Here is a 24,720-nt window from a genome sequence, read left to right as displayed (position 1 = left end):
CAAGCGGGAGCAGTGCGAGCTATTCTGGAGCACCTGGGCTTGCCCACGGCTGGTGCCAGCCTGCCCCCGCCGCCCCTGCCAACAGGCCCAAGCCCCCTGCTCCCCTGAGCTGCCCCTGCTGGCAGGTCGGCCGCGGCCGACGTGTGCCTCAAGGCGGCCGCACGCTGCGTGCACCGGCATGGCTCACTTCTCTTGAGCTCCCCTCAGCTACCTTCCCCCGCCTCTCTGCCCCATCCCCCTGCCCCTATTTCTCCACCACCATGCATGAAGTAGACGGCGGGCCCGGGCACCGCGTGGTCCTTCCGGGAGATGACCGAGACGCCGATGTCCGCCCTCTGATGGCCCGGGATGGTGTAGTCGACGCAGTGGACCTCCGCGTCGCCAATCAGGGCCTCCCACGTCACGTGGCTCAGCTGGCGGAAGTGCTTGAGCTGCTTGAGCGTCATCTTCAGGGGACGTCCCCCTTCAGCGGAGGGAGGAGGGGCGCCAGCTGAGGATCGAAGTCCGGAGACGTGTTCGGGCGGGTCATGCGTGTTTCATCCTGGAGGAGGGGCACCCGCGATGGGCGCGGGTGAAACCAGGGGTGTCTCCGCGGTTGTAGAACACCTCCACCGGTGCGAACCGCGCGAGCGGGCTTGGCGGGGCGGCCAGGCGACCGGTCTCACGAATGGTCCGCGCGCCCTGAGCACCGCGGAGTCAGGCGCGGCGTCTCACCCCATCGGCCCGGCGTTCGCCACGATTCCGGCCACGAGCGCGTCTCCGCTCTGCGCCGCGGATGGGAGCGCGACCTCGGGCAAGGACGGACATCCCCGCCCATCAACGCCGCCACCGGGTGGGCGTTTCCCGCGACGAGGGGGCTGCTCAGCGGGGTGACTCCGCCGCCTCGTACATCGACTCAATCAACGTCGCGTGCTTCTTCGCGACCTCGTGGCGCTTGACCTTCAGCGACGCCGTGAGCTCGCCGCCATCCACCGTGAATGGAGCGGGCGCGACGCGGAACGTCTTGATGCGCTCGAAGGACGCCAGGCCCGAGTTCGTCTCCGTGATGAGGGTCCGCAGCACGTCCTGGATGCGCGGATGCGCCGGGTCGGCGGGAATGCCCTCGCGCCGGGCCATCTCGGCGAGAATCTCCGGGTCGAGCGCGAACACGGCCGTGCAGTAGTTGCGTCCGTCGCCCACCACCACGGCCTCCTGGATGAGCGGGTGTCGCTTGAGCCGGGCTTCTATCTTCAGCGGCGCCACGTACTTCCCACCGCTCGTCTTGAGCAACTCCTTCTTGCGCCCGGTAATCCGGACGAAGCCCTCCGCGTCAATCGAGCCGAGGTCCCCCGTCCGGAACCAGCCGTCGTCATCGAAGGCCTCGGCCGTGGCCTCCGGGCGATTCAGGTAGCCCCGGGAGATGTTCGGCCCGCGCGCCAGCAACTCCCCATCGGCGCCGACCTTGAGCTCGCAGCGCCTGAACGCCCGTCCCACCGTCCCGGGGCGCACGTCCTCCTTGCGGTTGATGGTCAACCCGGGGCACGTCTCCGTCAGTCCGTAGGCCTCCAGGACGGTCAGCCCCAGGGACTGGAAGAACAGCTGGACGTCCTCGCGGAGCGCGGCGGCGCCCGAGAGGAGCACCGAGGCGTGGTCCAGTCCCAGCCGCGCGCGCAGCTTCGCCAGCACCAGGCGGTCCGCCAATTCTCGCTGCACCGCCAGCCCGGGCGGCAGCGCCCTGCCCGAGTCGCGACGGGACGCGACCCGCCGCCCCACGTCCAGCGCCCACTCCACGAGCCAGCGTCGCGGCCCGCGCTCGCCCTGGATGACGCTGGTGACCTTCGCCATCATCTTCTCGAAGACGCGCGGCGCCGCGGGGAAGAACCCCGGGCGCGAGGCGACGAGGTCCGCCGCCAGCGTGGGCACCGAGGACATGACCAGCGGCGCGCCGAAGAACGGCCCGGCGAACTCCACCATGCGCCCGAAGGAGTGCGCCGCGGGCAGGAAGAGGAACAAGCCATGCGTGCGCACGCCGTCGTCCATCAGCCCCGCGTCGGCGACGTCCTCGAGCATCGCCAGCATGTTGTCGTGGGTCTGAATCACCGCCTTCGGCGCGCCGGTGGTCCCCGAGGTGTAAGTGAAGGTCGCGACGTGCTCGCGTCGAATCAGCGACCGCCTGCGGCGCACCTCGTCCGCCAGCGACGCCTGTCGGGCGCGCCCCCGGGCCTCGAGGCTCTCCAGGCCCTCCCAGTCGTCCGCGGGGGCCAGGCCGTCTGGATGGATGACCACCACCTTCGCGCGGGTCCTCGGCCCGGCTGGCGGGTAGGTCCGCCCGAAGAAGGTGAAGCCCTCGCGGAAGGCCCGCACCTTATCGAGCTGGCCCGCGTCGGCCACGACGATGAGCTGCGCCGCGGTGTCCGCGTGCATGTAGCCCACCTCTTCGGGCAGCAGGCTCGCGTAGATGGGGATGGTCCTGAGCCCGACGGACAGGGCCGCGAAGTCGACCAGGCACGACTCCATCGAGGTGTTCCCCACGAGGGTGAGGCACGCGCCGTCGTCCAGGGGGCCCGCGCTCAACAGGCCCGCGGCGATGGCTTCGATGCGCGGCAGGAGCTGGGACCAGGAGTAATCGACATAGACATCGCCACGTCGCACACGGAACGCGACGCGATGCGGCGACGTCCGGGACCGGTCGAGAATCATGTGGGGGAGTGACGGGTGTTCAACGCTCATGAGGCCTCCTCGGTTGGAGCGGAGGGTCATCGGGTCGGGCAAGGTTCGACGCGTCACGCTATGGGCGGCGTCGTGCCCGCGCTTGTATGATTCTGCAGATGCGGAGCCACTTGCTGCTGGGCGGGGGACGGGCGCTGTACGTCGGCTGCTTCGACGCCCTGCCCAGGCACCGGTTCGCCGCCAACGCGGTGCTGGTGGGGCTCGATGATGCGTTCGACCTCGTCGACGAAGACGGCCGCCGCGAGCAGCACGAGGCCGCCTTCGTGCGGGGCTGGCAGTGGCACGCGCTCGACTTCCATGGGGGCCGTGCCGCCGTGCTGTTCCTCGAGCCGGGCGTGCGGCTCAGTCGTCAGGTCGACGCGGGTGTGTTGCGCGAGGCGGTGGAGACCGCGCTCGCCGCGCGCAAGCCGGAGCCGTGGACCGAGCTCTTCCAGAACGCGCTGAACCTGGGACCCTGTGCGCTGACGTTCGACGCGCGCATCGCCCGCGTCGCCGCGCTGTTGTCCACGCTGGACGACGAGCCCGCGGACGCGGTGACGCTGGCCCAGCGGGTGGGGGCCTCGACCTCGCTCGTCGAACATCGCTTCAGCGAGCAGGTCGGCGTGCCGATGGGCGCGTTCCGGGCCTGGCACCGGATGCTGGCGGCCACCACGCTCGCGCTCCGGGGCCGAAGCCTCACCGAGGTCGCGCACGCCGCGGGCTTCTACGACTCGGCCCACTTCTCCCGGCTGTTTCGCGGCATGTTCGGCCTGCCGCCCTCGAAGGTCTTCACCCACGGCCTCACGGGCACTGTCCTCGAGTCGTCCGGCATCCGGTGAAGCGATGACGCCGGGGCGAGTGCTCCCGCCCCGGCGCTCATGGCATGCAACCCTGAAGGTCCGCCAGGGCGGGCCAGGGGATTACGCGTAGCGCGCCTGGAGGCGGAAGCGGTTGACCGCTTCGCGCAGCTGGTCGCGCACGTCCGATACCGTACCCGAGTACTGGAAGGTGGGGTCCTTGCGGTCGGTGGTGGTCGCGGAGACTCCGCCGCTGATGGAGCCCAGCCCCCGACCGACCCCCTGGGAGAATTCGGTGACGTCGGTCTCGTACGGCGTGAGACTCGCCTCGCGCTGGGTCACCACGGCGAGCTGGTTGAAGGCCGTCCCGAACCGGCCGCGGAGGAGGGACTCGATGCCGCCCGAGCCGAAGACCTCGTCCACGCCACCGGTGAACTCGAGCCGGGCCTCGGCCTGGCCGCCGAGCGTGCCCGCGATGGGCACATGGCCTTGCGCCTTCACGTCCGCGGTGAGCGAGACGGAGACTTCACCGGTGTTCACGGCCGTCGATGCGAGCGCCTTCACGACGTCGCCCGGGTTCCTCATCAGGTCGCTGGCGCTGATGCCGTCGGGGAACTCGAAGCTCTGCTGCACCTGCAGCTTGACGTCTCCGCCGAGCTCGCCCTTGATGCCGGGGATGCCGCAGGCCACGCCGGCGGCGATGTTGGTGTACTGGCTGAGCACCAGCCTGGGGGCGCCATCGCCGAACTCGAGGCGCACCTTCGCGCCGTACTCCTGGTTCACGCCCGCGCCGAGCGAGGCGCGATTGCCGCCGCTCAGGCTGGCGGCGAGCTCGGTGGAGGTGTTCGGGTTGAGCTCGACCGCGGAGACGTTGTCGAGCAGCGCCCCGTAGTCCGGCGTCGCGCCGTCGAGGGCACCTTCGATTCCGCCGTCGATCAACCCGGAGACTCCGCCGGCGACGGGGCCCAGGAAGGTCCGGGTCGCGTCCGCCGCCTCCTCGGCGCTGTCGAAGGTGAACTCGACGGTGCCGCCGGTGTTCGAGAATCCACCGGCGCTGAGCTCTCCGTCCTTCTGCTGGAGGCTCGCCATCAGCCCCGCCCCCGCCTCGCCCGCGACGGCGAGCGTGTACGTGCCGTCCTCGTTCTTCGTGATGGTCTGCGTGCCGTCGAGCCGGCCGCCGATGCCGTACACCGAGCCGTCGAGGCTGGCGCTGAGCTGGTAGCTGTCACCCGGGCCGAGGTCCTCGCTCTGCTTCTCGATGGCAAGGAAGTCGACCTTGTCCTCCACCGTGTCAATCCCCCTGCGCCCGACGTTCTGGGCGAACTCGATGCCCTGCTCGACGGTCTCGACGACGCGGTCGCGCGCCTGGATGAAGGGGTCGAGGATGACGGGGGGATGGACGGCGGAGACTCGACGAAGTCGCTGACGCCCTCATAGACCTCGGTGGCCCGGGACGTCGCGGTGTCGACGACCTCCTCGCCAGCGTCGACGACAGTGTCGACCATATCCGTCACGGCCTCCTTGGTGGACGACAAAGAAATCCCCATGTGCCTCTCCCGTGGTGGGTGGGTTCATGGGGGATACGCAGCGGAAATATCCCGGTTACACGGGGCGGGTGAGCGCGCTTCAGTCCTCTTCGTAACAGACACCGATTTCGCGCAGCTCGACGGTGGACCACTCGGCGGCGGGGCACTGGCTGGCGATTTCGAGCGCCTCGGCCCGCGTCGGGCACTCGAAGAGGACGTAGCCCCCCACAATCTCCTTGGCCTCGGTGAAAGGGCCATCGCGTAGGGTGCGCTGGCCGCCCCGGACCTCGACGCGCACGCCTTCCGACACGGACCGCAGCGAGTCGCTGGCCTTCCAAATCCCACGGGACTTGAGGTCCTCGACGAAGCCCACCATCCGCGCCATCTCGCGGCGGCCCTCCTCGGGCGTCCGGCTCCGCTTGCGCGTGCCCTCCTCCATGATCAACAGCATGTACGCCATCACAGACTCCGTTCGTGGGTGACTCCAGCGCGGCCCTCCCTCCGTACCTGATTCGGAGGGGGCTCACACCGGGAGAGGGGGGGACGGCCTCACCCGTCCCAGTTGGGCTGCCAGCTCGCCAGCTCCGGGCAGATGTTGGGGTCTCCCAGCTCCTCGCCGGTACTCAAGACGATGTCCCGCCAGTTCGGCGGGAGGACCTGCTGCATGGCTTCCACCCAGCGGCGCCCATACGAGGTCAACCGGGCCTGGGTCAGGTCGGCGGTCTTCATGCCCTCTTGGTCGTCCGACGTCACCTTCACCCCGCGAAGGCGCAGGAAGTCCACCAGCGCCTGGCCGGCAATCCAGGGGGCCTTGGGGGTCTTCTGAAGGCGCTTCTTGAAGGCATCGCAGTAGGCCTTCACCTCCTGCCGGGCCTCGGTGCGCAGCGCGTTGGAGCGCGCCCGGTCCAGCTGGACGCGCAGGGACCATTCCACGTCCACGCGCTGACCCGTGGAGGGCTTTGGAAACGCCCAGTCCTTCGCCTGCTCGTTCACGCATTGGCGGTCCAGCAGCCCCTTCACCTTGAGGGCGGGGCCGAGGTCGGGCTGCTTGAGCCTTCCCTCCTTGTCCACGGTGAAGCGAATCGAGACCCTGTCGTCGAGCTCGGGCGTGTCCGGGAGGAGCTCGGGAACACAGCGCTCCAGCGCGCCGGTGACGCGCGCCAGGCTCTCGCGCATCGCGCTCTCGCTGATGCCAGGTGATGTCTCGACGCGCTCGGTGGCAACCTTCTGCGGTACGGCTGCGTGGCTCACGAGCATGACCCACAGGACGGCCTTCATCGCGAACTCCATGAATGGTGGGTGGCGATTCCTAGTCCACCGTCCTCGAATGGGGCAACCCCGGGCGCATGCCCGGCTCGGACTCCGCGGCGCACCCGGGCCGTGCAAGGCTCGCACGCGTCACTCCATGACGTCAGGTCCGCTCCACCAGGCGATTCAAGGTGTCCAGGTCCTCGGCGCTCAAGGTGAGCGTGGCGCTCGCGAGGTTCTCGCGCAGGTGCTTGAGCGACGACGTGCCCGGAATGAGGAGCACGTTGGGGGACCGGTGGAGGAGCCAGGCCAGCGCCACCTGCATCGGCGTCGCGCCCAGGCGCGTGGCCACGTCGTTCAGCGCGCTCGATTGTAGCGGGGTGAAGCCGCCCAGCGGGAAGTACGGCACGTAGGCCGTCCCCGTGGCGGCGAGCTGGTCGAGCAGGGCGTCGTCGCGCCGGTGCGTCAGGTTGTAGTGGTTCTGCACGCAGACAATCTCGACGAGGTTGCGTCCCTCCTCGACCTGCTTCGGCGTGACGTTGCTCAAGCCGATGTGGCGGATGAGGCCGCGCTGCTGAAGCTCGGCGAGCGCGGTGAGCGGCGCCTCGATGGAGCCTCCATAAGGCCCTCGGCGCTGAACATCGCGCGGAAGTTCACGACGTCGAGCACCTCGAGCCCGAGATGGCGCAGGTTGTCGTGGACGGCGCGCTCGAGGTCCGCGGGCGTGAAGGCGGGCTCCCACGAGCCGTGGGGACCACGCACCGCGCCGACCTTCGTGGCAATCACCAGCCCCTCGCGATACGGGTGCAGCGCCTCGCGGATGAGCTGGTTGGTCACATGGGGCCGTAGATGTCGCTGGTGTCGATGTGGTCGACGCCCTGGGCGATGGCCTCTCGCAGCACGGCGATGGCCGCCTTCCGGTCCCTGGGGGGGCCGAAGACGCCGGGGCCGGCGAGCTGCATGGCGCCGTAGCCCATGCGGCGAACGGTGTGTGTGCCGAGTCGGTAGTGGCGGGGGATGGGAGTGTGGGGCACGGCGAAGGTCCTGGGGCAGCGAGGTTGCCCCTTCCTCTACGCAGGGCACCGCTGCGCGACGAACGATGGCAATCCGCACGGGTCGTTCGAAAATCCGCACAGTCATGGATGAGTTCGCGGACCTGACGGCATTCAGGGCGGTCGCTCGCGAGGGGGGATTCCGCAGCGCGGCGGGCGCGACGGGAAGCAGCGCCTCGCGTCTGGGAGACGCAGTCCCTCGGCTGGAGGCCCGGATGGGGGTCCGGTTGCTCCAGCGGACGACGCGCAGCGTGACACTGACGGAGGCGGGGGCCCGGCTGCTCGAGCGCCTGGAGCCCGCGCTCAGCGAGGTCCGCTCGGCGTTGGACGTGGTCAACGACTTCCGCGGCCGACCCTCGGGGCGCCTGAGGCTCAACGTCCCCATCGCGGCGGCGCGGCTGGTGTTGCCGCGCATCGTGCCGCCGTTCCTCGCGAAGTACCCCGACATCCGCATGGAGGTCATCGCCGAGGAGCGCCTGGTCGACGTGGTGGCCGAGGGCTATGACGTGGGCATCCGCTACGAGGAGCGGCTCGCGCAGGACATGGTGGCGGTTCCCATCGGCCCCCGCGTCCAGCGCTTCGCGGCGGCCGCCTCGCCCGAATACCTCGCGCGTCGCGGGCGTCCCCGACACCCCCGCGAGCTGCTGAACCATGACTGCCTGGGAGGGCGCTTCACCCACGGTCCGCTGCACGCGTGGGAGTTTGCCCACGGCTGGTGCCAGCCTGCCCCCGGCGCCAGCGCCACCCCAGTCCCCGGGGTGTTGAGGCCCCCGCCGCCACTGCCAACAGGCCCAAGCCCCCTGCTCCCCTGAGCTGCCCCTGCTGGCAGGTCGGCCGACGTGTGCCTCAAGGCGACCGCACGCTGCGTACACCGGCATGGCTCACTTCTCTTGGGCTCCCCTCAGCTGCCTTCCCCGCCTCTCTGCCCCATCCCCCTACCCTCAACCGTGCCCCTGTTTCTCTTATGCGCCGTACTCATGCACGTGGCCGCCATGGCCGTCCGGGATAGTCAGTCGCATTTCCCACGGCACCCAGATCGAGAAGTCGCACGCTACATTGGGTCCTGGCGCGTCTGCGTCCAGTCGCGTCATTTGCTGAACTTACCGCACAGCGGCTCAGCGGCGTTGCTGATTTGTTATCCTGGTCCAGGCAGACGGCACACCCGCCGTCAGCGCGACAACAGGCTGGCGAGCATCGCGATATTCTCCTCGACGGTCGGCAGGCCCTTTTCCCGCTGCAGCATGCCATTGGCCTCCATGGTGACAAGGCCATGCATGGTCGCAAGAAAGAGGCTCGCCAGGCCCTTGGTGGGCACGTCCGGGAGCTCGCCAGCCTTCTTGCAGTCCTCGACCATGATCATGATTTGGCCAAGGCAGGCGGTGCTTTGCGCCTGCAGATCCGGATCGTGACGCGCGAGCGCGGGCGCGCTGAATACCAGCCGATACCGCGCCTGCCGCTTACGGCTGAACGTCACCAGGGAGGTAAGGGCGGCCAGCAGCTTGTCTCCCGGCGATTGTGTCGAACTGCGTATGTCCGCGAAGGCGCGCGTGAGAGTGGCAAGGTCCGCCGTGGCGACGGCGGCCAGCAGGGCGTCGCGATTCCGAAAGTGCTTGTAGGGGGCATTGTGCGAGAGCCCCGCGGCATGGCCGACGGCTCGCAGGGTGACGGCCTGTTCGCCGCCACGATCGAGCAGGGTCGCTGCGGCCTGAACGAGCTTGTCGCGAGTCGTCATTTCAGGCGGTCGGGTGCTTCGTCCGGTGTGAGGCCCACCAGCGTCTTCGAATCGCGCCAAAGCGCCTGAGCCAGTTCTTGATCATATGTCATTGCCGCCGAACGTCTCTCTTTGAGCTCGCCATTCTTCCACTGAAAATAGCGCCCAGAGGGGAAGCTCCCCGAGACCGCGAGATCGGCAAGGGCGAGCCCGGACTGGGCCAGATCGCCCATGGTCACGCCCATCCGCTTCATCAGCCAGCGGACCGGCCGCGATCCGATCATGGTCCGGGCCGGCCTTGGGAGGTCCCTGAGCAAGCCGGTTGCTGCGATCGCTCCGGGATCGTAAGCGATGACGGAGATGCGGTGGCCGGCGGCGTTCAGCTGGCGATCGAGCTCGTAGGCGTGCAGCACCACGCACAATTTCGAGGTGGTGTAGCGCTTACCACCGGGAAGCGGTCTGCTCCCATCCAATCCCGTCTTCGCCAAGGCGAGTGCGTCCGGCTTCACCGCGCGGCCGATGAGCTTGCCGTCCGCCGTGTCGGGGTCGTGGGTTCCGCTCGCGGTGAACACCACCCGGCCGTCGCTCTCGAGGCTGTCGAGCAGGAGCTGCACCAACAGAAAGTGGCCCAAATAGTTGGTGGCGAAGGTCAGCTCGTAGCCATCCTCGGTATAGGTCGGGTCGCCTCGGAACGTCGCGCCCGCATTACAGAGAATCGCCCGAAGCCGGCTGATCTCTCCGCTTTCGATCATCTGGCGACATTGAGCGGCGCCGTTGCGGACAGAGCGCAGCGACGAGACGTCCATCTCGACGGCCACCACCTTCACGCCGCAACCGGACCGGATCGCCGATGCGGCCTCTTCCAGGCGCGTGGGGTCTCTGCCGGACAAGACAATGTCGAACCCCTGCGCAGCGAGCTGCTTGACGCATTCGAAGCCAATCCCGCTATACCCGCCGGTGATGAGTACGGTCTGCAGGGGCAACTCCTTTGGTTGACGATGTCAACCGCCAGCATATTCATCAGGTTGACGCTGTCAACCTGGGACGCAGTGCCGCTCGAGAATCCCGTCTCGCCGCTGGAAGTGTTCTGCTGCCCGCGGTGTGGGGGCCGGCGCAGGGTTCTGGCGTACTTGGCGGGGAGGGAGGCAGTGCGGGCGATATTGTAGCACCTGGCACTGCCCTGGCAGCCGCCGAGGCTGGCCCCGGCGCGGGGCCCCCCGAGCGCGTGGTGGAGGTGAACGCACTCCAGCCGTAGCCCAGGCGCGCGTGCACCGGCATGGCTCACTTCTCTTGGGCTCCCCTCAGCTGCCTTCCCTCGCCTCTCTGCCCCATCCCCCTGCCCTCAACCGTGCTCCTATTTCTCTTATGCGCGTGAGGTGCGCGCCCGCGTGCCACTCGTGACTGCGTCGGCCGTCGCGTTGAGTTAGCGAAGTGGCCGTGGTGCCGACGAGGAACTCCTGTGCCCGTCCGGCCAGCGTCGGGCTGGCCGGACTGCGTGCTCAGCTCCATGGGCCCCGGCGGAAACGGTTCAAGGCGGGGCTGTGGGACGGACGGCCAGAGTACGGGTACCTGGAGGCCAGCCGAAGGGCCCGCTGGACAATGTCCACGATCTTCTGCGACTGGAGACGGCGCTCAACCGCACAATGTCCACACCCCGCCAGAGGATGGCCGCTGAAGCGCCCATGGAGAGCGTCTCTGGGGACACGCTGCTATTGATGAGCCGGTCTGCCATTCGCGACTCGTCTGTTTTTGTCGATGATGCTGCGTTCGTTGCGGCGGGGTACGCGAGCCCTACGGTGCTGGCGGATCGGCTCGCCGAGGTCGCATTCACCGCCCCCAACGTTCCGTATGCTGCCGTCGTTGCGCTCCGGCTCGACGACGTCGACGTCGGCTCGATGCTCGATCGGCTGATCGACGAATACGAACCTACTCCGGTGCACGGCGAGTGGGTGCGTGCGTGGAGCCAGCAAGAGCGAGCGCTCCCCGTTGTGTTCGACATGGGTGGCATCCTCGGCATGAAACGCGACGGCACCATCGTCGGCATTCCCTGGGATGGACCGGATAGAGCTACTCGCGAGGAAACCTCGAGCACTGCGCACCTGGCGGCGGTCATCGGCGCAGCACGGAGGTATCCCGAGCTGGCAACACTCGGTCCAAGGCGGCCCTCCGACGCGCAGGAGTGCCCGCGGTGCGCCGTGAAGGGCTCGGACGGTCAGCACAGTTGCCCGGTGTGCTGGCAGCTCGGCTGGCTTCCGCCGACGCCGCCGGTGTGGTTCTTCAACGAGTCACCTGCGAGGAGCGCCGCCACCAGCGTGACGAAGCACCCGTGGTGGATACGGGTCCTCGGTCGTTTCAACTGACGTCAGCTATCCAACTCGAAGCCATCGAGCTGTTTCAGCTCGAGTTCCAGCCGCTGCTGCTTCTTGAGCCACTTCATCGACGCGAACAGCTTCAACGCAGGCGGGTGCTGTCCACGAGCCTGTACACTTGGAGGACAGAGAGGTCCGCCCGCGTCAGGCGACAGTTGGAATTACCGCTGTACCTCCCTCAATTCGGTCGCTGCGCCATGAGCGCGTCGAGGCTCCAGAGCCCAGCCCGAGGACATGTATCCGGATGACGAGACGAACCCGGAAGACAGGTACCCGGACGACGGGGAGGAGCCCAAACCGCGCGTCCGTTGAGGTATAGCAACCGCATGACGTCCTCTCCTCCCCCGCCCCCGGGCGCGGTCGCCTTCGTGGACCGCTGGCGCGAGCTGTTCGATGCCTGTGACTGGTCCGGCCTGCGGGCGCACGAGCACCCCGACTTTCCCGAGGCCGGCCCTCCTGGCCAGAACGACAGCTTCATCCGCGGACTCGGCAAGAGCGGCTTTCGAGTCGCGAGCGCGACGCTGAAGCCCTTCGTGCAGCCCCGGTGGTCCATCTTCCGCACGCAGCGCCTGCACCCGCAACCGACGTACTGGTGCGACCTGGTGCTGAAGAACGCGAAGGGCCACCAGACCGAGGCCTTCATCGCCCTGGCTCCATGGGCGGGCACCGAGGGCACCTTCCGCGCCTCGTACTACGTCAAGATTCCCCCGAAGAAGAAGGTCGCCCCGTTGGACCTGGGCAAGGAGCGCCAGCGCGTCGCGAAGTTCCTCGCCAAAGCGGTGAAGGACTTCGCCCGGGTCCAGGACGCACGGCCGCTCCAGCGACTGGAGCTCCAGTACTCCACCGACAACGGGACGCTGAACGTGAGCTTCGACCTCGACCCGGCGGCCGAGCCAGGACGTGGCGACGCGATGACCCATTTCGGCTTCGCGGACCTCCTCGTCCCGCGCTGGGCCGACGTGAAGGAGCACAGGCCGTCCCTGGTGGGCCTCGATGGCGTGAAGCTCGCGGCTCGCGAGGATGGGACCTGGGGCACGTCCGAGGCGCACGCGCAACCCGAGGAGCACCTGGGGAAGATGCTCGTCGCGACGCTGCTCGAGATGCGGGACAGCGGCCAGTTCGAGGGCCTGCGCGCCTCGGCCACCGCGGAGCTGGGTGTCGAGGAGTACGAAGGCCACTTCGGCTGGCCCGACTACGAGGAGCGCGGGCGCGAGAACAGGATTGCGTCGTCCCTGTAACGCCGCTCGCGGAGGCACGGCGCGGAGGCCCCCGCCCCTACCCAAGACTTGGTCGCTGCGCCCTGAGCGGGTCACGGCTGCCTGCGACAGCGCGTCAATGCGAGTGAGCGAGGCGCGCGGTCATCAGTCTGTCTGGGCGGTCGAAGTGGGGGGAGAGTCCCCGGGGCACCTCGAGGCCTGGGCACCTTCCCTTCGCCCTCCGCGCAGTCCCTGGCCGCATACCCGTGGAATCGGCGGAGTCGCCTGTGTCACGAGTCGAGCAAGGCAGGGAGGCTCAGTCCGCGCGCTCCCCGTCCCGCGCCCGATGGAGGACTTCACCGGCATGTGTCCCCACCGGCAAGCGTCCCCGGTCTCAATCATCATCGAGCGGCGGCTGAGCCTGAACGCGACGCCGCGTCACCTGCAAGGAAGCGCCCCAGTCATCATCGATGGGCCTGCGCGCAGCGAGCGACCCGCACAAGGCAAAGTCGCTCGTCCACGGGAGCACGCGGAGCGCTTCGGCAGCGTGCCCTGACGCCGCCCGGCCCTTCCGCTCAGGGCTTCTGCTGGGTGGCTGCGGCCTTCATCCGCTCGAAGCTCGCGATGTACTCCTCCAGCGTCCCGAGCCCCACGGCAGCGCGCCGCTCGTTCACCTTCTCCGGGTCCTCCAGCGCCTTGGGCACCATCCGCCCATTCACCTCCTCCAGTTGGGTGGCGTAGCGCTGCGGCTTGCCGGTGTTCACCAGCACCCGGTCAGTGAGGTACGCGAGGTCCTTCGCCGAGCCCTCTCCTCGCGCCACAGCGGCCTCCAACATCGGAAGGACTTCGCTCTGGAAGGCCACGTCCTGGTCCGCGTGCTGCACCAGCAACCACGCGGCGAAGGAAGCGCGCGTGCCCACCAGCGCGCTTCCCGGCCAGCCCCGCTCTGCGATGACTCCCTTGAGCCAACGGGTGTTACGCGCATCGACTTCCATCATTCTTGCCTTGGCGGCCTCATCCTTGAAGTTCGAGGCAATGAGGGCATTGCGCGCCTGCTGGTCCTCTTCCATGCGCTTGAGCAACTCGTCGCGCAGCGCCGGGTCCGCGGCTTCGTACTGCTTCGCCTCGGCGGCGATGACCCGCTGCTCCAGCGCCGCGTAACCGGGCAGGCTCCGGATGTTGCCCAGGTCAGGGTCCTTCTGGAGGTGCTTCGCGTTATCGTAGCCCTCCTCCACGGCGCGCTCCAACCAGACCAGCGCCTCTTCGCGCTCTCCCAGCAAGGACGCCGCGCAGGCCGCGTTGTAGGCAATGTACTTGCCCCGCACCCCGCCCATCCAAGCACTCCGGTAGAGGGGAAGTGCTCCCGCATTGTCGCCCTTCCTGGCCAGTCCGTCCGCCTCGGCGGCAGCCTTCGTCGCCTCGGGCGTAGCGACGGGCTTCGGCGCCACGGGCGCCGCGGCTGTGGCGGACTCCGGCGCGGCAGGCTCCGGGGCGCCACCGCCGTGGGCACATGCAACCAGGTTCAGCGCGGCGAGCAGGACGATGATTCGACGCATGGCACTCCAGGGGTGTGAGGGATGAACGCGGGTCCTCCAAGCGCGTGCTCGGAGGCACCAGGGGACAGCAGTGTATGCGGCTTTTTCAAGGTCCCAAGCACCCAATCAAGCGTTCCTTCAATCATGCCCGGCAAGCCTTTGCAGCCGGATGAGGCTGTCGCCCAGGCAAATGCGGGCGAGGTGGAGGTCATCCCGGCGCTCCTCGCGGATGCGCACCTGATTGGCAAGACGCCCCTCATTCCGGAGGGGCTGTCCCCCACGCTTCTGAACTGGATTCGCCAGGGCCCCCGCGCCTGCGGCCTCAAGCGCGCCAACTGGACGCATGTGACTCTGGCCGACTTCCTCCACCGGGAGACCAGCATTCCCGTGCGGGGGGCGGCCATGGGCAACATCTGCCGCCGACAGGGAGTCCGCCCTACGGACCCACCTACCGCTTCTCTCGCGCGCCCCCACGCAGTACTCGAGCTTCTCGGCTCTCCCTGGCGCCCCGACCCAATCAGCCGAGGCCTGAATCAGGCGGAGAGCTCGCCTCCTCCGCATTCAGCCCTGCCCCCACTTTATGGAAGCACAGAAACAACCGCTCTCTCCTTGGGATTCGACGTGGCTTGAAGCATGGTCGAGCCATGAATCGGCAGGAGTCCGCGATGTTCTTCGGGGCGCTATTGCTGTGGGTTCCCTTGCTCCTGGGCGTGGGGGTCGGGAGGTGGCGCCGCAAACGCGCCGGGGACGACGCGTCCGCCGCCAGGCTCTGGGCCATCGTGAACCTCCCGGGGACGCTGGTCTTGATGCTGGCCTGCAACGGCCTCATGGCGCCCAGGACCCTCGCGTGGCTCAGGTCGCTCGGCGCGCTGCCCTTCGCGCCCACGCCAGGGATGCTGCAGGGCGTCGCCATGTTCGCGGCGTTCGTGTTGGGCTACAGCATCGCATCCATGCTCTGGAGCGGCACGGCGCAGGATGCCTCGGCGGCGCCCGCCAACGCGCCGGGGACGACAGGGCCCGTCAACAAGCACTCCAGCACGAAGGTGCTCGCCGTCATCTGCGCCACGCTCGCTCTCGGCATCGGCACGGGTGTGGTGAGCCAGGGCCTCCGGAAGGGCGGCTTCCTGACGACCTCGGACGTGGGAGGGCTCCCCGAGTTGGCCCAGGTCCAGGAGCAGCTGAGACCCCTTGAGGCCTGTTCGATCACCTACCGGCGGCGCGACAAGCGCGGCCAGCGCCAGTATCCGAGCTCGGTCTTCATCGAGACGTGCACGGTGGGCGAGTACATCAGCGTCCTCATCGATGTCCCAGGCACCTGGGCAGACAAGGGCGTCGGCTTCGAGATGAGCCGCGGCTCGTTGTCTGAGCCCTGGGTTATCCAGGTCGAGAAGGCGGAAGTGCCCTTCCCTGACCTCGAGGAGGCGCTCGAACACTTCGCTCCCCTCATCGTCGCGCAATATCCCGAGAAACTGCGCGAACGACGCGCGAGCGCGAGCGCGATGGAGCGCCACCTGGACGAGCAACAGCGCCTGGAGCAGGAACGCAAGGCGCGAGCGAAGGACTCCTATCCGCGATGACACATCCGTTCCACCTGGGCGTCCGTCTCGAGAATAGGAGAGATGGAGGCCCTGTTGAGGGCGGTGGCAGGTGCAGAGGAGCCGAGGAGGACCGCTGACGGGTGCCGCTCGGGCTGTTCACCGGGCCGGAGTCGAGGCCATGCAGTCCTATGCCTGCCCCAGTTCCGTTTGCTGCGTCATGGGCACGTCCAGGCGACTTTCGGTGGAGCGGCAATGCGAGTGAACGAGGCGCGCACGGTCGGCGTTCTGTCTGGGCCGGGTGGGGTTTGCGCCCAGAGTTCGAGGAAGACCATGACCGAGCATCTTCATGTCATCACGGGTGGCCCAGGCTCCGGAAAAAGCAGTCTCATCGAGGCGCTGGCGGCGGAGGGACTCGCGCACATGCCCGAGGCAGGCCGTGCCATCATTCAGCAGCAGGTCGCGATTGGCGGCACCGCCCTTCCCTGGGCTGACCGGGCGGCCTTTGCCGAGCTGATGCTTGGATGGGAGATGCGTACCCACAAGGAGGCCCGCGAACGAGGCCATCCCGTCATATTGGATCGCGGCATTCCCGACGTCATCGGATACCTTCGGGTATGTGGCCTTCCGGTGCCTCCACATCTCTGGAAGGCCGCGGAGCTGTTTCGCTACAATCGACGTGTCTTCATCGCGCCCCATTGGCCCGAGATCTTCGCGCAAGATGCCGAGCGCAAACAGGACTCCGCGGAAGCGGAGGCCACCCATCGCGCGATGGTCGAGGTCTACACGAGCCTTGGCTACGAGCTGCTCCCCCTTCCCCAAGCATCGATTCGAGAACGGGTGCGATTCGTTCGCTCGAACATCGAGTAGCGCAAGCGCTGTTCCGCCCCAAATCCGCTCGCTGCGTCACGAGCGCATCCAGCGAGTAACCCCGTAGGCATCGACCGAGGACTGTTACGACGCGCGGACCGCGTGTTCCTCGACTTGAGCCCTTCGACATGACGCCCACCGAAGTCGCACATGGGATGGTGCTCCTCGCGACGCAGGCCAGGTGTACACGGGTCCTCCCTGGGGCAGCGAGCCGCTGCGTGAGCGCTTCGCCGCCTTCCTCGGTCGTATTTGCAGATGCATTAGCGCTAATGCACATTGTCGACATGATGGTGCGACTTGAACCAGGGCTTGGAGCGCTCCTCCGGTACGTGACCGAGCTGGTCGATCGTGGCTCGGAGGAGCGTTACTCCGAGCTCGGCCTGAGATACTGCGCCCGCTACACGCCCGTGCTTCGGGCAGCCTCAGCGGGTGCTGTCTGGAGTTGCCCCCGTCAAATCGGACAGCTCAAGGTTGGGAGTTATCAGTACGGGATTCGCGGGGTGACTTCATCTTGAGCCCCCAGTGGGATGCGCTCTTCAGCGCGCTCGATGAGCTGGAGCAGGAGCTCGGTCACCCGCTGCGGCGCGTGCTAGCGGATGTCGCCGACGCGCTGGAGCGCCGTAGCTTGACTGAACGCCTGCGCGCCCAGTCGAAACCGTCCACCATGCCGAAAGCGGGAGCCCATGCAGAGTCCCAAGCCCAACTGGTTCGAGCAAGGAGGCGACGCCTATGCTCGCTATCGTCCTGACTACCCCAGCTCGCTGGCGCAGTTCCTCGCACAGGTATCCCCCTGCACCAGGATGGCGCTCGACGTCGGCTGCGGTACGGGGCAGCTTACCCGGGCACTCGCCGAGCACTTCGATACGGTCGTAGGCATCGACCCCAGCGCCGACCAGCTCGCGAGCGCAGTGCCCCACGAGCGTATCCAGTATCGGGTGGCGCCTGCCGAGCGCATTGCTGGTACCGACCACGGCGCCTGCCTCGTCACGGCCGCTCAAGCCGCGCACTGGTTCGATCTGCCTCGCTTCTACGACGAAGTGCGGCGAGTCAGTGTGCCGGGCGCGATACTCGCGCTGATCAGCTATGGCGTCCCGCAGCTCGACGCTGAGCTGAACGAGCGCTTCCTTGCATTCTACACGGATGAGATTGGTCCCTACTGGCCTCCCGAACGGAGGCTCGTCGACAGCGGCTATGCCGACCTGTCCTTCCCGTTTCCAGAGCGAAGGGCACCCAAGCTGGAGATTCGGCGCGAGTGGAACGCGCATGCCTTCCTCGGATACCTGTCCACGTGGTCGGCGACGCGACGCGCTCTCGGGGCTGGCAAGGGGGAGCTGCTCGCGAAGTTCTCGACCGACCTTCTCGCGCTTTGGGGCGACCCAAACCAGCAGCGAACCATCGTCTGGCCAATCAACATGCGACTCGGAGAAATCTCGTGAGTGAAAGTCGCGCGACGCTGGAGGTGGGTCTGCGGCGCTGCTCTGCCCCCGCCGCGCTGCGCGTCTCCACGCGGGGCGCGTGCTCTCGAATGGGCCTGTGAACCAAGCAGCCAGCCCGAGGACGCGCCCGCGCAGACAGCCAGCATGAGAGGCGAGTGCATGGCTCATCGCATCTTGAGCACCACTCGGAAGCGAGCGTGGTTGCTCATCATTCGCTCGAAGGCCTCACCAGCTCGCTCCAGGGGAAACACCTCGTTCTGCGAGCGCACGCCCGTGAGCGCGCTGAAGTCCATGGTGTCCTGCGAGTCCTGGGGAATGCCGCTGGGCCAGCCCTGGACGCGCTGGCGCTTCATGATGAGTTGCAGGCTGGTGACGGGAATGGGCTCCGCGCCCGCGCCCAGCAAGAGCAGGACACCGTCGCGGCCCAGGCCGCCAATCATGTCCGCCGCCAGGCGGCTGCTCGACGCCGTCATCATGATGACGCGCGCGCCGCCCAGGGCCTGGAGCGCCTTGCCCACCTCCCCCTTCTCCGTGTCGAGGTATTCATGGGCGCCCAGCTCCGTCGCCAGCTTCCGCTTGTCCTCCCCGCGCGAGATGGCCACGGTGCGGTAGCCCAGCTTGCGCGCGAACTGGATGGCCAGGTGCCCCAGGCCACCAATGCCTTGCACCGCCACCAGCGAGCCCGGCTTCGCGCCCATGTTCCGCAGGGAGTTGAACGTCGTCACGCCCGCGCACAAGAGCGGCGCGGCGTCCTCGGACTTCATGCCGTCCGGGACGCGGGCCAGGGCCTCCTGGGGCGCGAGCATGTATTCGGCGTAGCCGCCGTCGTAGCTGATGCCGCAGATCTGCTGGAAGTCGCAGGTGACGAAATCGCCCACGCGACACGCGGGGCATTGGCCGCAGTGGCCCCCGTGCCAGCCCACGCCCACGTGCTGGCCCGCCTGCCACGCAGTCACCCCAGGTCCCACCTTATCGATGCGGCCCACCACTTCATGGCCGGGCACCCGCGGGTACTGGACAGGCATCCACCCCTCCTTGGTAATCGCATCGCTGTGGCAGACGCCACACGCGTCCACGGCGATGAGCACCTGTCCGGGGCCAGGCTCGGGGACGTCCCGCTCCACGACTTCGAGCGGGCCCTTCGCCTGCTTCACCTGCACCGCCTTCATCTTCCTGGCCATCGCGCCTTCCCCCATGGATGTGAAGAACGCGGGTGAATATGGGCAGGCCCCGAAGTGGAGACGACAGTCCGGCGAGGGTTGAGGAGGCGGCCGTGCGGGCGTCCGCCTTCATGCCGGTGTTGCACAGTTCTCCGAGGCAATCCACACCGCGCCATCCGGCCCCAGGGGCAGCCCCTGCGGCGCGGAGGCGAGCGTCGGAGGAACCAGAGGAGCGCTATCCTTTCAAGAACAGAGAGGTGTCGCGAAGAAAGAGCGATTATGGACTGGAATAGGGCTTGCATAAGCCCGCTCTTCCAGAACGCGGCCAGCAAACCGAGAAGTCGGCCCGCCTGCTGCGGACTGCCGGCAGGAGGGCTGGCGTATGGGGCTGGAGTGCGGGCACTCCTGGATGAATCGCTTCCGGCGACGGCCGGTGTGATGGGAGAAGCACGAGGACACCTACCTGGGAATGCTGCACCTCGCGCTGGGCATCATCACCTGGTTCCACGCGCTCCTCCCGAGATAAGCTCTAAACCACGAGTGGAGTGTCGACCGCGCGTCATGAGCCGACCTTGAGCGCGCTCTTGAGCAACTCGACGCTCGCATCCACGCCATGGTCACCATCCCGCATGACGGAGTCCCGCCTCGTGCCACTCTTGCCGACCGTGGCTGACAGGGCAGAATTCTGCCCCCCGTCATGGGACGCCTGACGCCCCAGCGACCGTCGCGCACACTCGCCCTCGTGCTGGCCCCAGCATGCAGGGGTCCCCGCGCTATTCAGGGCCCCATTCGCAGTTCCGTGCATTCAGTGATGCGTTCGCTGACGTACATGAGAGGAGACCGTCCCCGCGGCTGATGAAACGGGCTCTTCACATAGAGAAAAGGCGCTGGTTCAGGGGGCGCAGATGATGACCGAATCAACCTCGAGGTCTTGCGGGTCATAGACCGCCGCAGCGTCCGGCCCGACGTTCCAGTTGCCTTCCGGCTGCACAGCGAAGTCGATATAGGGCCGCCACCCATCGCTGAGCGCAGTGCGGAAGGCCTCGTCGGTAACTCTCCCATTGAAACCAGGGGTCTGGTAGTTCGCGACACGCACCAGGATGCGCGAGGAACTCGGGCTGTCCCGATAGTAGTATCTGGCGACCGCCGGAACTGCGTCGGCGTCCCACTCGACTTCCCAGACGTGGAAAGCAGAGACCAGATTGGCGAAGGGGCCAACTTCATTGCCCGTGGTGTGAATCATCGGACTCATGCCAAGGTGCGTGGTGGCCGAGTACTTGTTTGGATCGTTGGGGATGCCCTTGGGAGAGTCCCACCAGGTCTCGACAAGATCGAGTTCTCCATAGCGTGCATCGCCGAAGCTATTGCGGGCCCAAAGGGCAGGAAAGGTGCCAGGCATGGGCGCCGGCAGCTTGGCATGGAAGGCCATCACGCCCTTTCCTGGCGCGAAGGTGTCTTTCCCCTTCAGCCATGCGCCCGAGTAGTAGTTCGTGCCTGCGCACCTGGCGGGATGTTCCGGCGTGACGTTGGGATACGGGTCTTCGCAGTGGCGCTTGGAGGAGACCTTCAGCTTGCCGTCTTCCACCTTCACGTTGGCGCGGAGCATCTTGGTGAGTTGGGTGAACGCGCCACCGCTGGGGTTGTTGTTTCCTTGAATGATATTCCACTTCGTGTTGTCGAGGGCGGCCCCATCGAAGTCGTCGCGGAAGACCTCGTTGGGGAAACCAACGGGGCAGGTCAGCGTCGCGATGGGGGCGAGGGGCGGGCCGGGGAAGAGGTTCTCCTTGGGGATGATGCTCTTCGGCGTCGACGATGATGACCACGAGAGCTTGACCACGGAGTTGCCAGTGTTCTCGAAGTACTCGAGCACGATGTCGTAGGAATGGCCGGCCTGGAGATCGATGGCCCCGAAGTTCTCGGTTGCGCCGTGGTTGGTCCAGTTATCGATGATGCGAGTGCCGTTCACGGTCAGACGAACCCCATCGTCGCTGGTCGTATAGAGGGTGTAGGTCTCCGTGTGATCGGCGCTTAACTTGCCCGTCCAGCGCACGCTGAAGGTATCGGCGCTGATGCCGGAGGCGGGCGAAGTTGCTCCCCAATCGAAATCGATGGAGGAATCGACACGGCTCACCGAGGCACCGGTGAAGTCAATGTTGTCGAAGTACTGCCCCTGGAGTCCGGTACCGCTGCGGCTGGTGACGTCGAGCCAGATGATGGATGAGACCAGCGAGCCGGCGGCCGCGCTGTTCTCAAAGATGAGCTCCGTGCGGAGCAGCTTGGCATCCGTGACGTCCAGGTCGGCGAAAGTATCGCTGAAGTTGGCAGGCGTGTTGGTGAGCACATGGGTGGGCCCCGTGGCGAGCAGGGCTGCGCCCTCGTAGAGCTTCACACGGAGCGAACCTGCACCGCCGTTGATTGCCCACCCGTCGTAGTTTACGACGACTCTCGAAGCGCCGCCGGGCCTGGCGCTGTCGTGATAGCCCAAGGTCAGGGTCGATGATGCCCGGGCAGGAGCGCTGCGCGCGAACGAACCGCCGCGATCGCTCGCCGCGAAGGAGACACCGTCATCCATCAAGCCGTAAATCGGCGCGCTTCCCCCACCCGCCCAGATACCGCTCATAGCAACATCGCTGCTGGGGGATACGCTCGATAGGACGAGTGCCGACGAGGCTGTCTCACCTGATTCGAGACCCTTGCCCTCCTCGTCGGTGGGGGCTTCGCACGCTGCAAGGACGACAAGAGAAAAGATCGGGAAAGCCCGAAGCGTGTACATCATTCGGTCCATAGGAGTACCAGGGGTGAGCACAAAGCCAATTGTTCCCGCGAGCGCTGCCTCTCTTTTGATGCGGGCCAAATGCTGAATCAATACTGCATCGAGAGCAGGGAGGGACAGATACTATTTAGATGAGACAAGGATAGTGCCCGGGGAGCGCATGCCCGTCAAGGAACAGCCTTGTTGTCCTCTCCGGGAGCTCTGGGGCAAATCACTGGGCGAATCTCCTTCTCGTGCGTGGCATCGGCGGTCCATATGGCTGATATTGCTTCGCTGACACGTACGGCATGGCGCATCGCAGTCCAACTGGCTGGCGTGCGCCTACCCAAAATTCGGTCGCTGCGTCATGGGTGCGTCAAAACGCGCGTCAGCCGGTGAGCACGACATCTCGCCGGACCGCCCGACTCACTCCTCCAGGCCAATCCCTGAACGGCTCGCTCGCGGCGCCGCCGAACACGGTCCTCGCGTATCTGCAACCGCTCACTCCACGTCTTTGACCGGATGGCGACGTACAAGTGGCGTATGGGACGAGCCGCAAGGCGGCGACAACTGAAGCCACCAGAAGAGCGCAACGCTGGTGCGGATGCGCGTTGGAAAGCGTGTGCAGAGGGCGCAGTGGCGGGGTTGCTTCAGGCAGCACCTCAGCCATGGCGTGTGCGTGCCATGAGCTCGGGACTTGGCCCCACGACTCCCTGGAGAGACCTCATGCCCCCTGAGATTGAATGGCCCCCGAGCAAGCGGCGCCGGCGCGCCACACTTTCCTGAAGCGCCTGGGCGGAGCATTGCCGCCGCCCTGCTCGTGCTTTCCGCATCGAACGCCCTGGCCCAGGCATCGGCGCCGCGCTGGGAGCAGGTGCCGGGGCCCGCGAGCGTCACGCTCAAGCAGCGCTCGGTCGGGAGTGCGGTGAGCGTCAAGGTCGTTGTCACGGGAGAGGGCCCAGCGGATGCACTCCAGTCCCTGCACTGCCCAGGGAGGTTCGAAGAGGGGTCGAGACGGACGGGGCCCGCGGGCGTCCAGCCGTGGGTGTCGCGACTCCAACGCTCTCGGGCACGCTGATACGCCAGGTGGCGCTGGGCGAGGAGCGCGGCCTCGCGGCCGAAATGTCTGTCGTCGGACGAAACGAAGCGGATGGCGGCGTGCCGATGCTCGCTGTTGTACCAGGCCACCAAGCGGCCGGCCGAGCCCTTCAGCGTTGAGTACCCAACGCCCTGGGCGTCAAGAGCTTTTGGCGTCGACTCTTCAGCCTCTGGGCAGCCCCAAAGGGGGCGAAAAGAATGACGACTCCCCCCTGGCGGTATAGTTTCGGTAATGACCTCCGCACTCGAAAGTCCAGCATGCAGGCAGGACCAGCATTCGTGGAGGGCCACTGATAACCACGTCGTCCAGTTCTACGAGGACTCCGCGTTTCTGTCAGACGTGGTCGTCCAGTTCCTCGACGCGGGATTCCACGTCGGAGAACCCGCTGTCATCATCGCCACGGAGCCCCATCGGGCGAGCTTCGCGCAGCGCTTGAAAGCTCGAGGCACCGACGTGGAGCGCGCGTGCGCGGAGGGGCGACTGGTCCTCCTCGACGCGCGACAAACACTCAACCGATTCATGGTCAAGGGGATGCCTGACTGGCATCAGTTCAAGAGTGCCATCGGGCCGGTTCTTGAGCAAAGCCATCGTGGCGCCCAGGGGGCGCGTGTCCGTGCCTATGGCGAGATGGTGGATCTGCTCTGGAAGGATGGCAACGCGCAGGCCGCGCTCCTGTTGGAGGCGCAATGGAATGACCTCGCGAAGGAGCATCTCTTCAGTCTGTTGTGCGCCTACTCGATGGGAAACTTCCGCACGCAGGAAGATGCACGGGCGTTCCAGGCCGTCTGCGCCGCGCACACGCATGTCGTCCCCACCGAGCAGTACTCACGAGCCGAGTCCGAGAGCGCCCGCCTGCGCGAGGTCTCCATCCTCCAACAGCGCGCCCAGGCGCTTGAGGCTGAAATCGAGCATCGCAGGCGCGTCGAGCTGGAATTGCTGGAATCGATGAAGCTGCGCGATGACTTCCTCTCCGTCGCCGGCCACGAACTGAAGACGCCACTCACCGTGCTCCAATTCCAGTTCCACACCCTGCTGGGCATGGCGCAGGAGCGAAGAGACGAGCGCATGAAGGAGAAGCTGGTACGTGCTCGGCGGCAGGCCGAACGCCTCACCCAGCTCGCGGACGAACTGCTGGATGCGGTCCACATCAGCGCAGGCCGGCTCACGCTGCGGCTCGAGGCGTGCGATTTGTCAGCGCTCGTGAGCGAGGTGCTGGAACGTTCCTCGAGCGCCGTGGCCCAAGCGCAATGCCAGCTCCACCTGAGCTTGGAGGAGCACGTGAGGGGGATGTGGGACCGCCTTCGCCTGATGCAGGTTGTCACGAACCTGCTCTCTAACGCCCTCAAGTACGGAGCAGGCAGCCCCATAGAGGTGAAGGCGTGCGCAAGTACGAACGGGGCACGATTGTCTGTGCGAGATTCTGGCATCGGCATCCCGCCCAAGGACCAGACGCGCATCTTCGAGCGTTTCGAACGCGCGGTGTCCTCACAGAACCATGGGGGGCTCGGGCTCGGGCTCTGGATAAGCCGGCAGATCGTCGAAGCCCACGGGGGTGTCATTCGCGTCGAGAGCGAGCCCGGAAACGGCGCCACATTCACCGTCGAGCTTCCGTACGCTCATGTCAACAGCGACTGAGCGCCGTCACGAACCGGTATGCCCCCCCCTAAAGTTGTTCGCTGCCTCACTTGCGCGTCAAACACACGCCATCACGCGTGAGCGAGGTGCTAGGCGGCGGCCCTTTCACCC

General features: G+C 67.0%; 21 protein-coding genes and 1 pseudogene. 9 read left to right on the top strand and 13 right to left on the bottom strand.

Going from position 1 to position 24,720, the window contains the following annotated elements; genetic code table 11:
- Nucleotides 1–203: 203 nt before the first annotated feature.
- Nucleotides 204–446, bottom strand: coding sequence for a hypothetical protein (locus VZL07_RS23350; protein WP_426749822.1), 243 nt, complete (start codon nt 444–446; stop codon nt 204–206).
- A 415-nt stretch (nt 447–861) separates the two neighbouring features.
- Nucleotides 862–2,709 (bottom strand): AMP-dependent synthetase/ligase, encoded by a 1,848-nt coding sequence (locus VZL07_RS23345; RefSeq protein ID WP_426749821.1) that lies wholly within the window; start codon nt 2,707–2,709, stop codon nt 862–864.
- Between the two features lie 98 nt (nt 2,710–2,807).
- On the opposite strand from VZL07_RS23345, the gene VZL07_RS23340 reads away from it, so the two are divergent.
- Entirely contained in the window at nt 2,808–3,527 is a 720-nt protein-coding gene (locus tag VZL07_RS23340) for a helix-turn-helix domain-containing protein (RefSeq protein WP_426749820.1), read from the top strand.
- Between the two features lie 81 nt (nt 3,528–3,608).
- Here the strand turns inward: VZL07_RS23340 and VZL07_RS23335 are convergent, their stop codons facing one another.
- From VZL07_RS23335 to VZL07_RS23310, 6 genes are all read right to left on the bottom strand, one after another.
- Nucleotides 3,609–4,772, bottom strand: coding sequence for a hypothetical protein (locus VZL07_RS23335; RefSeq protein WP_426749819.1), 1,164 nt, complete (start codon nt 4,770–4,772; stop codon nt 3,609–3,611).
- Nucleotides 4,773–5,111: 339 nt separating this feature from the next.
- Nucleotides 5,112–5,471, bottom strand: coding sequence for a YciI family protein (locus tag VZL07_RS23330; RefSeq protein WP_426749818.1), 360 nt, complete (start codon nt 5,469–5,471; stop codon nt 5,112–5,114).
- Nucleotides 5,472–5,560: 89 nt separating this feature from the next.
- On the bottom strand, nt 5,561–6,289 hold the full coding sequence (locus VZL07_RS23325) for a hypothetical protein (protein ID WP_426749817.1): 729 nt from the start codon (nt 6,287–6,289) through the stop codon (nt 5,561–5,563).
- 133 nt (nt 6,290–6,422) lie between these two features.
- Nucleotides 6,423–6,812 (bottom strand): aldo/keto reductase, encoded by a 390-nt coding sequence (locus tag VZL07_RS23320; RefSeq protein ID WP_426757357.1) that lies wholly within the window; start codon nt 6,810–6,812, stop codon nt 6,423–6,425.
- The gene (locus VZL07_RS23315) at nt 6,803–7,096 is read right to left on the bottom strand and encodes a hypothetical protein (RefSeq protein WP_426757463.1); all 294 of its coding nucleotides are present in this window, start codon (nt 7,094–7,096) and stop codon (nt 6,803–6,805) included. Before VZL07_RS23315 ends, VZL07_RS23320 begins: the two co-directional genes overlap by 10 nt.
- Entirely contained in the window at nt 7,093–7,293 is a 201-nt protein-coding gene (locus VZL07_RS23310) for a hypothetical protein (protein WP_426749816.1), read from the bottom strand. The genes VZL07_RS23315 and VZL07_RS23310 overlap by 4 nt, the downstream gene beginning before the upstream one ends.
- 104 nt (nt 7,294–7,397) lie before the next feature.
- Between VZL07_RS23310 and VZL07_RS23305 the strand changes: the two genes are divergently transcribed.
- A complete protein-coding gene (locus VZL07_RS23305; protein WP_426749815.1) occupies nt 7,398–8,123 on the top strand; it encodes a LysR substrate-binding domain-containing protein in 726 nt (241 codons plus the stop codon).
- Nucleotides 8,124–8,479: 356 nt separating this feature from the next.
- Here the strand turns inward: VZL07_RS23305 and VZL07_RS23300 are convergent, their stop codons facing one another.
- Entirely contained in the window at nt 8,480–9,043 is a 564-nt protein-coding gene (locus VZL07_RS23300; RefSeq protein ID WP_426749814.1) for a TetR/AcrR family transcriptional regulator, read from the bottom strand.
- Nucleotides 9,040–10,005 carry an SDR family NAD(P)-dependent oxidoreductase gene (locus VZL07_RS23295; protein WP_426749813.1) on the bottom strand — a complete coding sequence of 322 codons (966 nt, stop codon included), beginning with the start codon at nt 10,003–10,005 and terminating at the stop codon, nt 9,040–9,042. Before VZL07_RS23295 ends, VZL07_RS23300 begins: the two co-directional genes overlap by 4 nt.
- Before the next feature lie 699 nt (nt 10,006–10,704).
- Here VZL07_RS23295 and VZL07_RS23290 point away from each other — a divergent pair.
- Nucleotides 10,705–11,382 carry a hypothetical protein gene (locus VZL07_RS23290; protein WP_426749812.1) on the top strand — a complete coding sequence of 226 codons (678 nt, stop codon included), beginning with the start codon at nt 10,705–10,707 and terminating at the stop codon, nt 11,380–11,382.
- Between the two features lie 335 nt (nt 11,383–11,717).
- Nucleotides 11,718–12,629, top strand: a complete 912-nt coding sequence (locus tag VZL07_RS23285; RefSeq protein WP_426749811.1) for a hypothetical protein — start codon at nt 11,718–11,720, stop codon at nt 12,627–12,629.
- Between the two features lie 533 nt (nt 12,630–13,162).
- Here the strand turns inward: VZL07_RS23285 and VZL07_RS23280 are convergent.
- Complete coding sequence (locus VZL07_RS23280; protein WP_426749810.1) at nt 13,163–14,143, bottom strand: DUF6624 domain-containing protein; 981 nt, start codon at nt 14,141–14,143, stop codon at nt 13,163–13,165.
- 623 nt (nt 14,144–14,766) lie between these two features.
- On the opposite strand from VZL07_RS23280, the gene VZL07_RS23275 reads away from it, so the two are divergent.
- The 3 genes from VZL07_RS23275 (at nt 14,767) to VZL07_RS23265 (ending at nt 17,963) form a co-directional block, all read left to right on the top strand.
- Nucleotides 14,767–15,699, top strand: coding sequence for a hypothetical protein (locus VZL07_RS23275; RefSeq protein WP_426749809.1), 933 nt, complete (start codon nt 14,767–14,769; stop codon nt 15,697–15,699).
- 291 nt (nt 15,700–15,990) lie between these two features.
- Entirely contained in the window at nt 15,991–16,527 is a 537-nt protein-coding gene (locus VZL07_RS23270; RefSeq protein WP_426749808.1) for an AAA family ATPase, read from the top strand.
- Nucleotides 16,528–17,210: 683 nt separating this feature from the next.
- Complete coding sequence (locus VZL07_RS23265; protein ID WP_426749807.1) at nt 17,211–17,963, top strand: class I SAM-dependent methyltransferase; 753 nt, start codon at nt 17,211–17,213, stop codon at nt 17,961–17,963.
- A gap of 164 nt (nt 17,964–18,127) precedes the next feature.
- On the opposite strand, the gene VZL07_RS23260 is transcribed toward VZL07_RS23265, so the two are convergent.
- Nucleotides 18,128–19,144: an alcohol dehydrogenase gene (locus VZL07_RS23260; protein WP_426749806.1), complete on the bottom strand. Its 1,017-nt coding sequence runs from the start codon at nt 19,142–19,144 to the stop codon at nt 18,128–18,130.
- 325 nt (nt 19,145–19,469) lie between these two features.
- Here VZL07_RS23260 and VZL07_RS23255 point away from each other — a divergent pair.
- Nucleotides 19,470–19,649: pseudogene (locus tag VZL07_RS23255) on the top strand (IS5/IS1182 family transposase); the annotation flags it as partial.
- 366 nt (nt 19,650–20,015) lie between these two features.
- Here VZL07_RS23255 and VZL07_RS23250 read toward each other — a convergent pair.
- Nucleotides 20,016–21,899, bottom strand: a complete 1,884-nt coding sequence (locus tag VZL07_RS23250; RefSeq protein ID WP_426749805.1) for a PA14 domain-containing protein — start codon at nt 21,897–21,899, stop codon at nt 20,016–20,018.
- A 1,306-nt stretch (nt 21,900–23,205) separates the two neighbouring features.
- Here VZL07_RS23250 and VZL07_RS23245 point away from each other — a divergent pair.
- Nucleotides 23,206–24,609: an ATP-binding protein gene (locus tag VZL07_RS23245; RefSeq protein ID WP_426749804.1), complete on the top strand. Its 1,404-nt coding sequence runs from the start codon at nt 23,206–23,208 to the stop codon at nt 24,607–24,609.
- Nucleotides 24,610–24,720: the final 111 nt, after the last annotated feature.

Source organism: Pseudomyxococcus flavus (assembly GCF_050038885.1).
Taxonomy (GTDB): domain Bacteria; phylum Myxococcota; class Myxococcia; order Myxococcales; family Myxococcaceae; genus Myxococcus; species Myxococcus flavus.
Note: the sequence above shows the minus strand (reverse complement) of the source record. Positions and strands in the feature narration are given on the sequence as shown.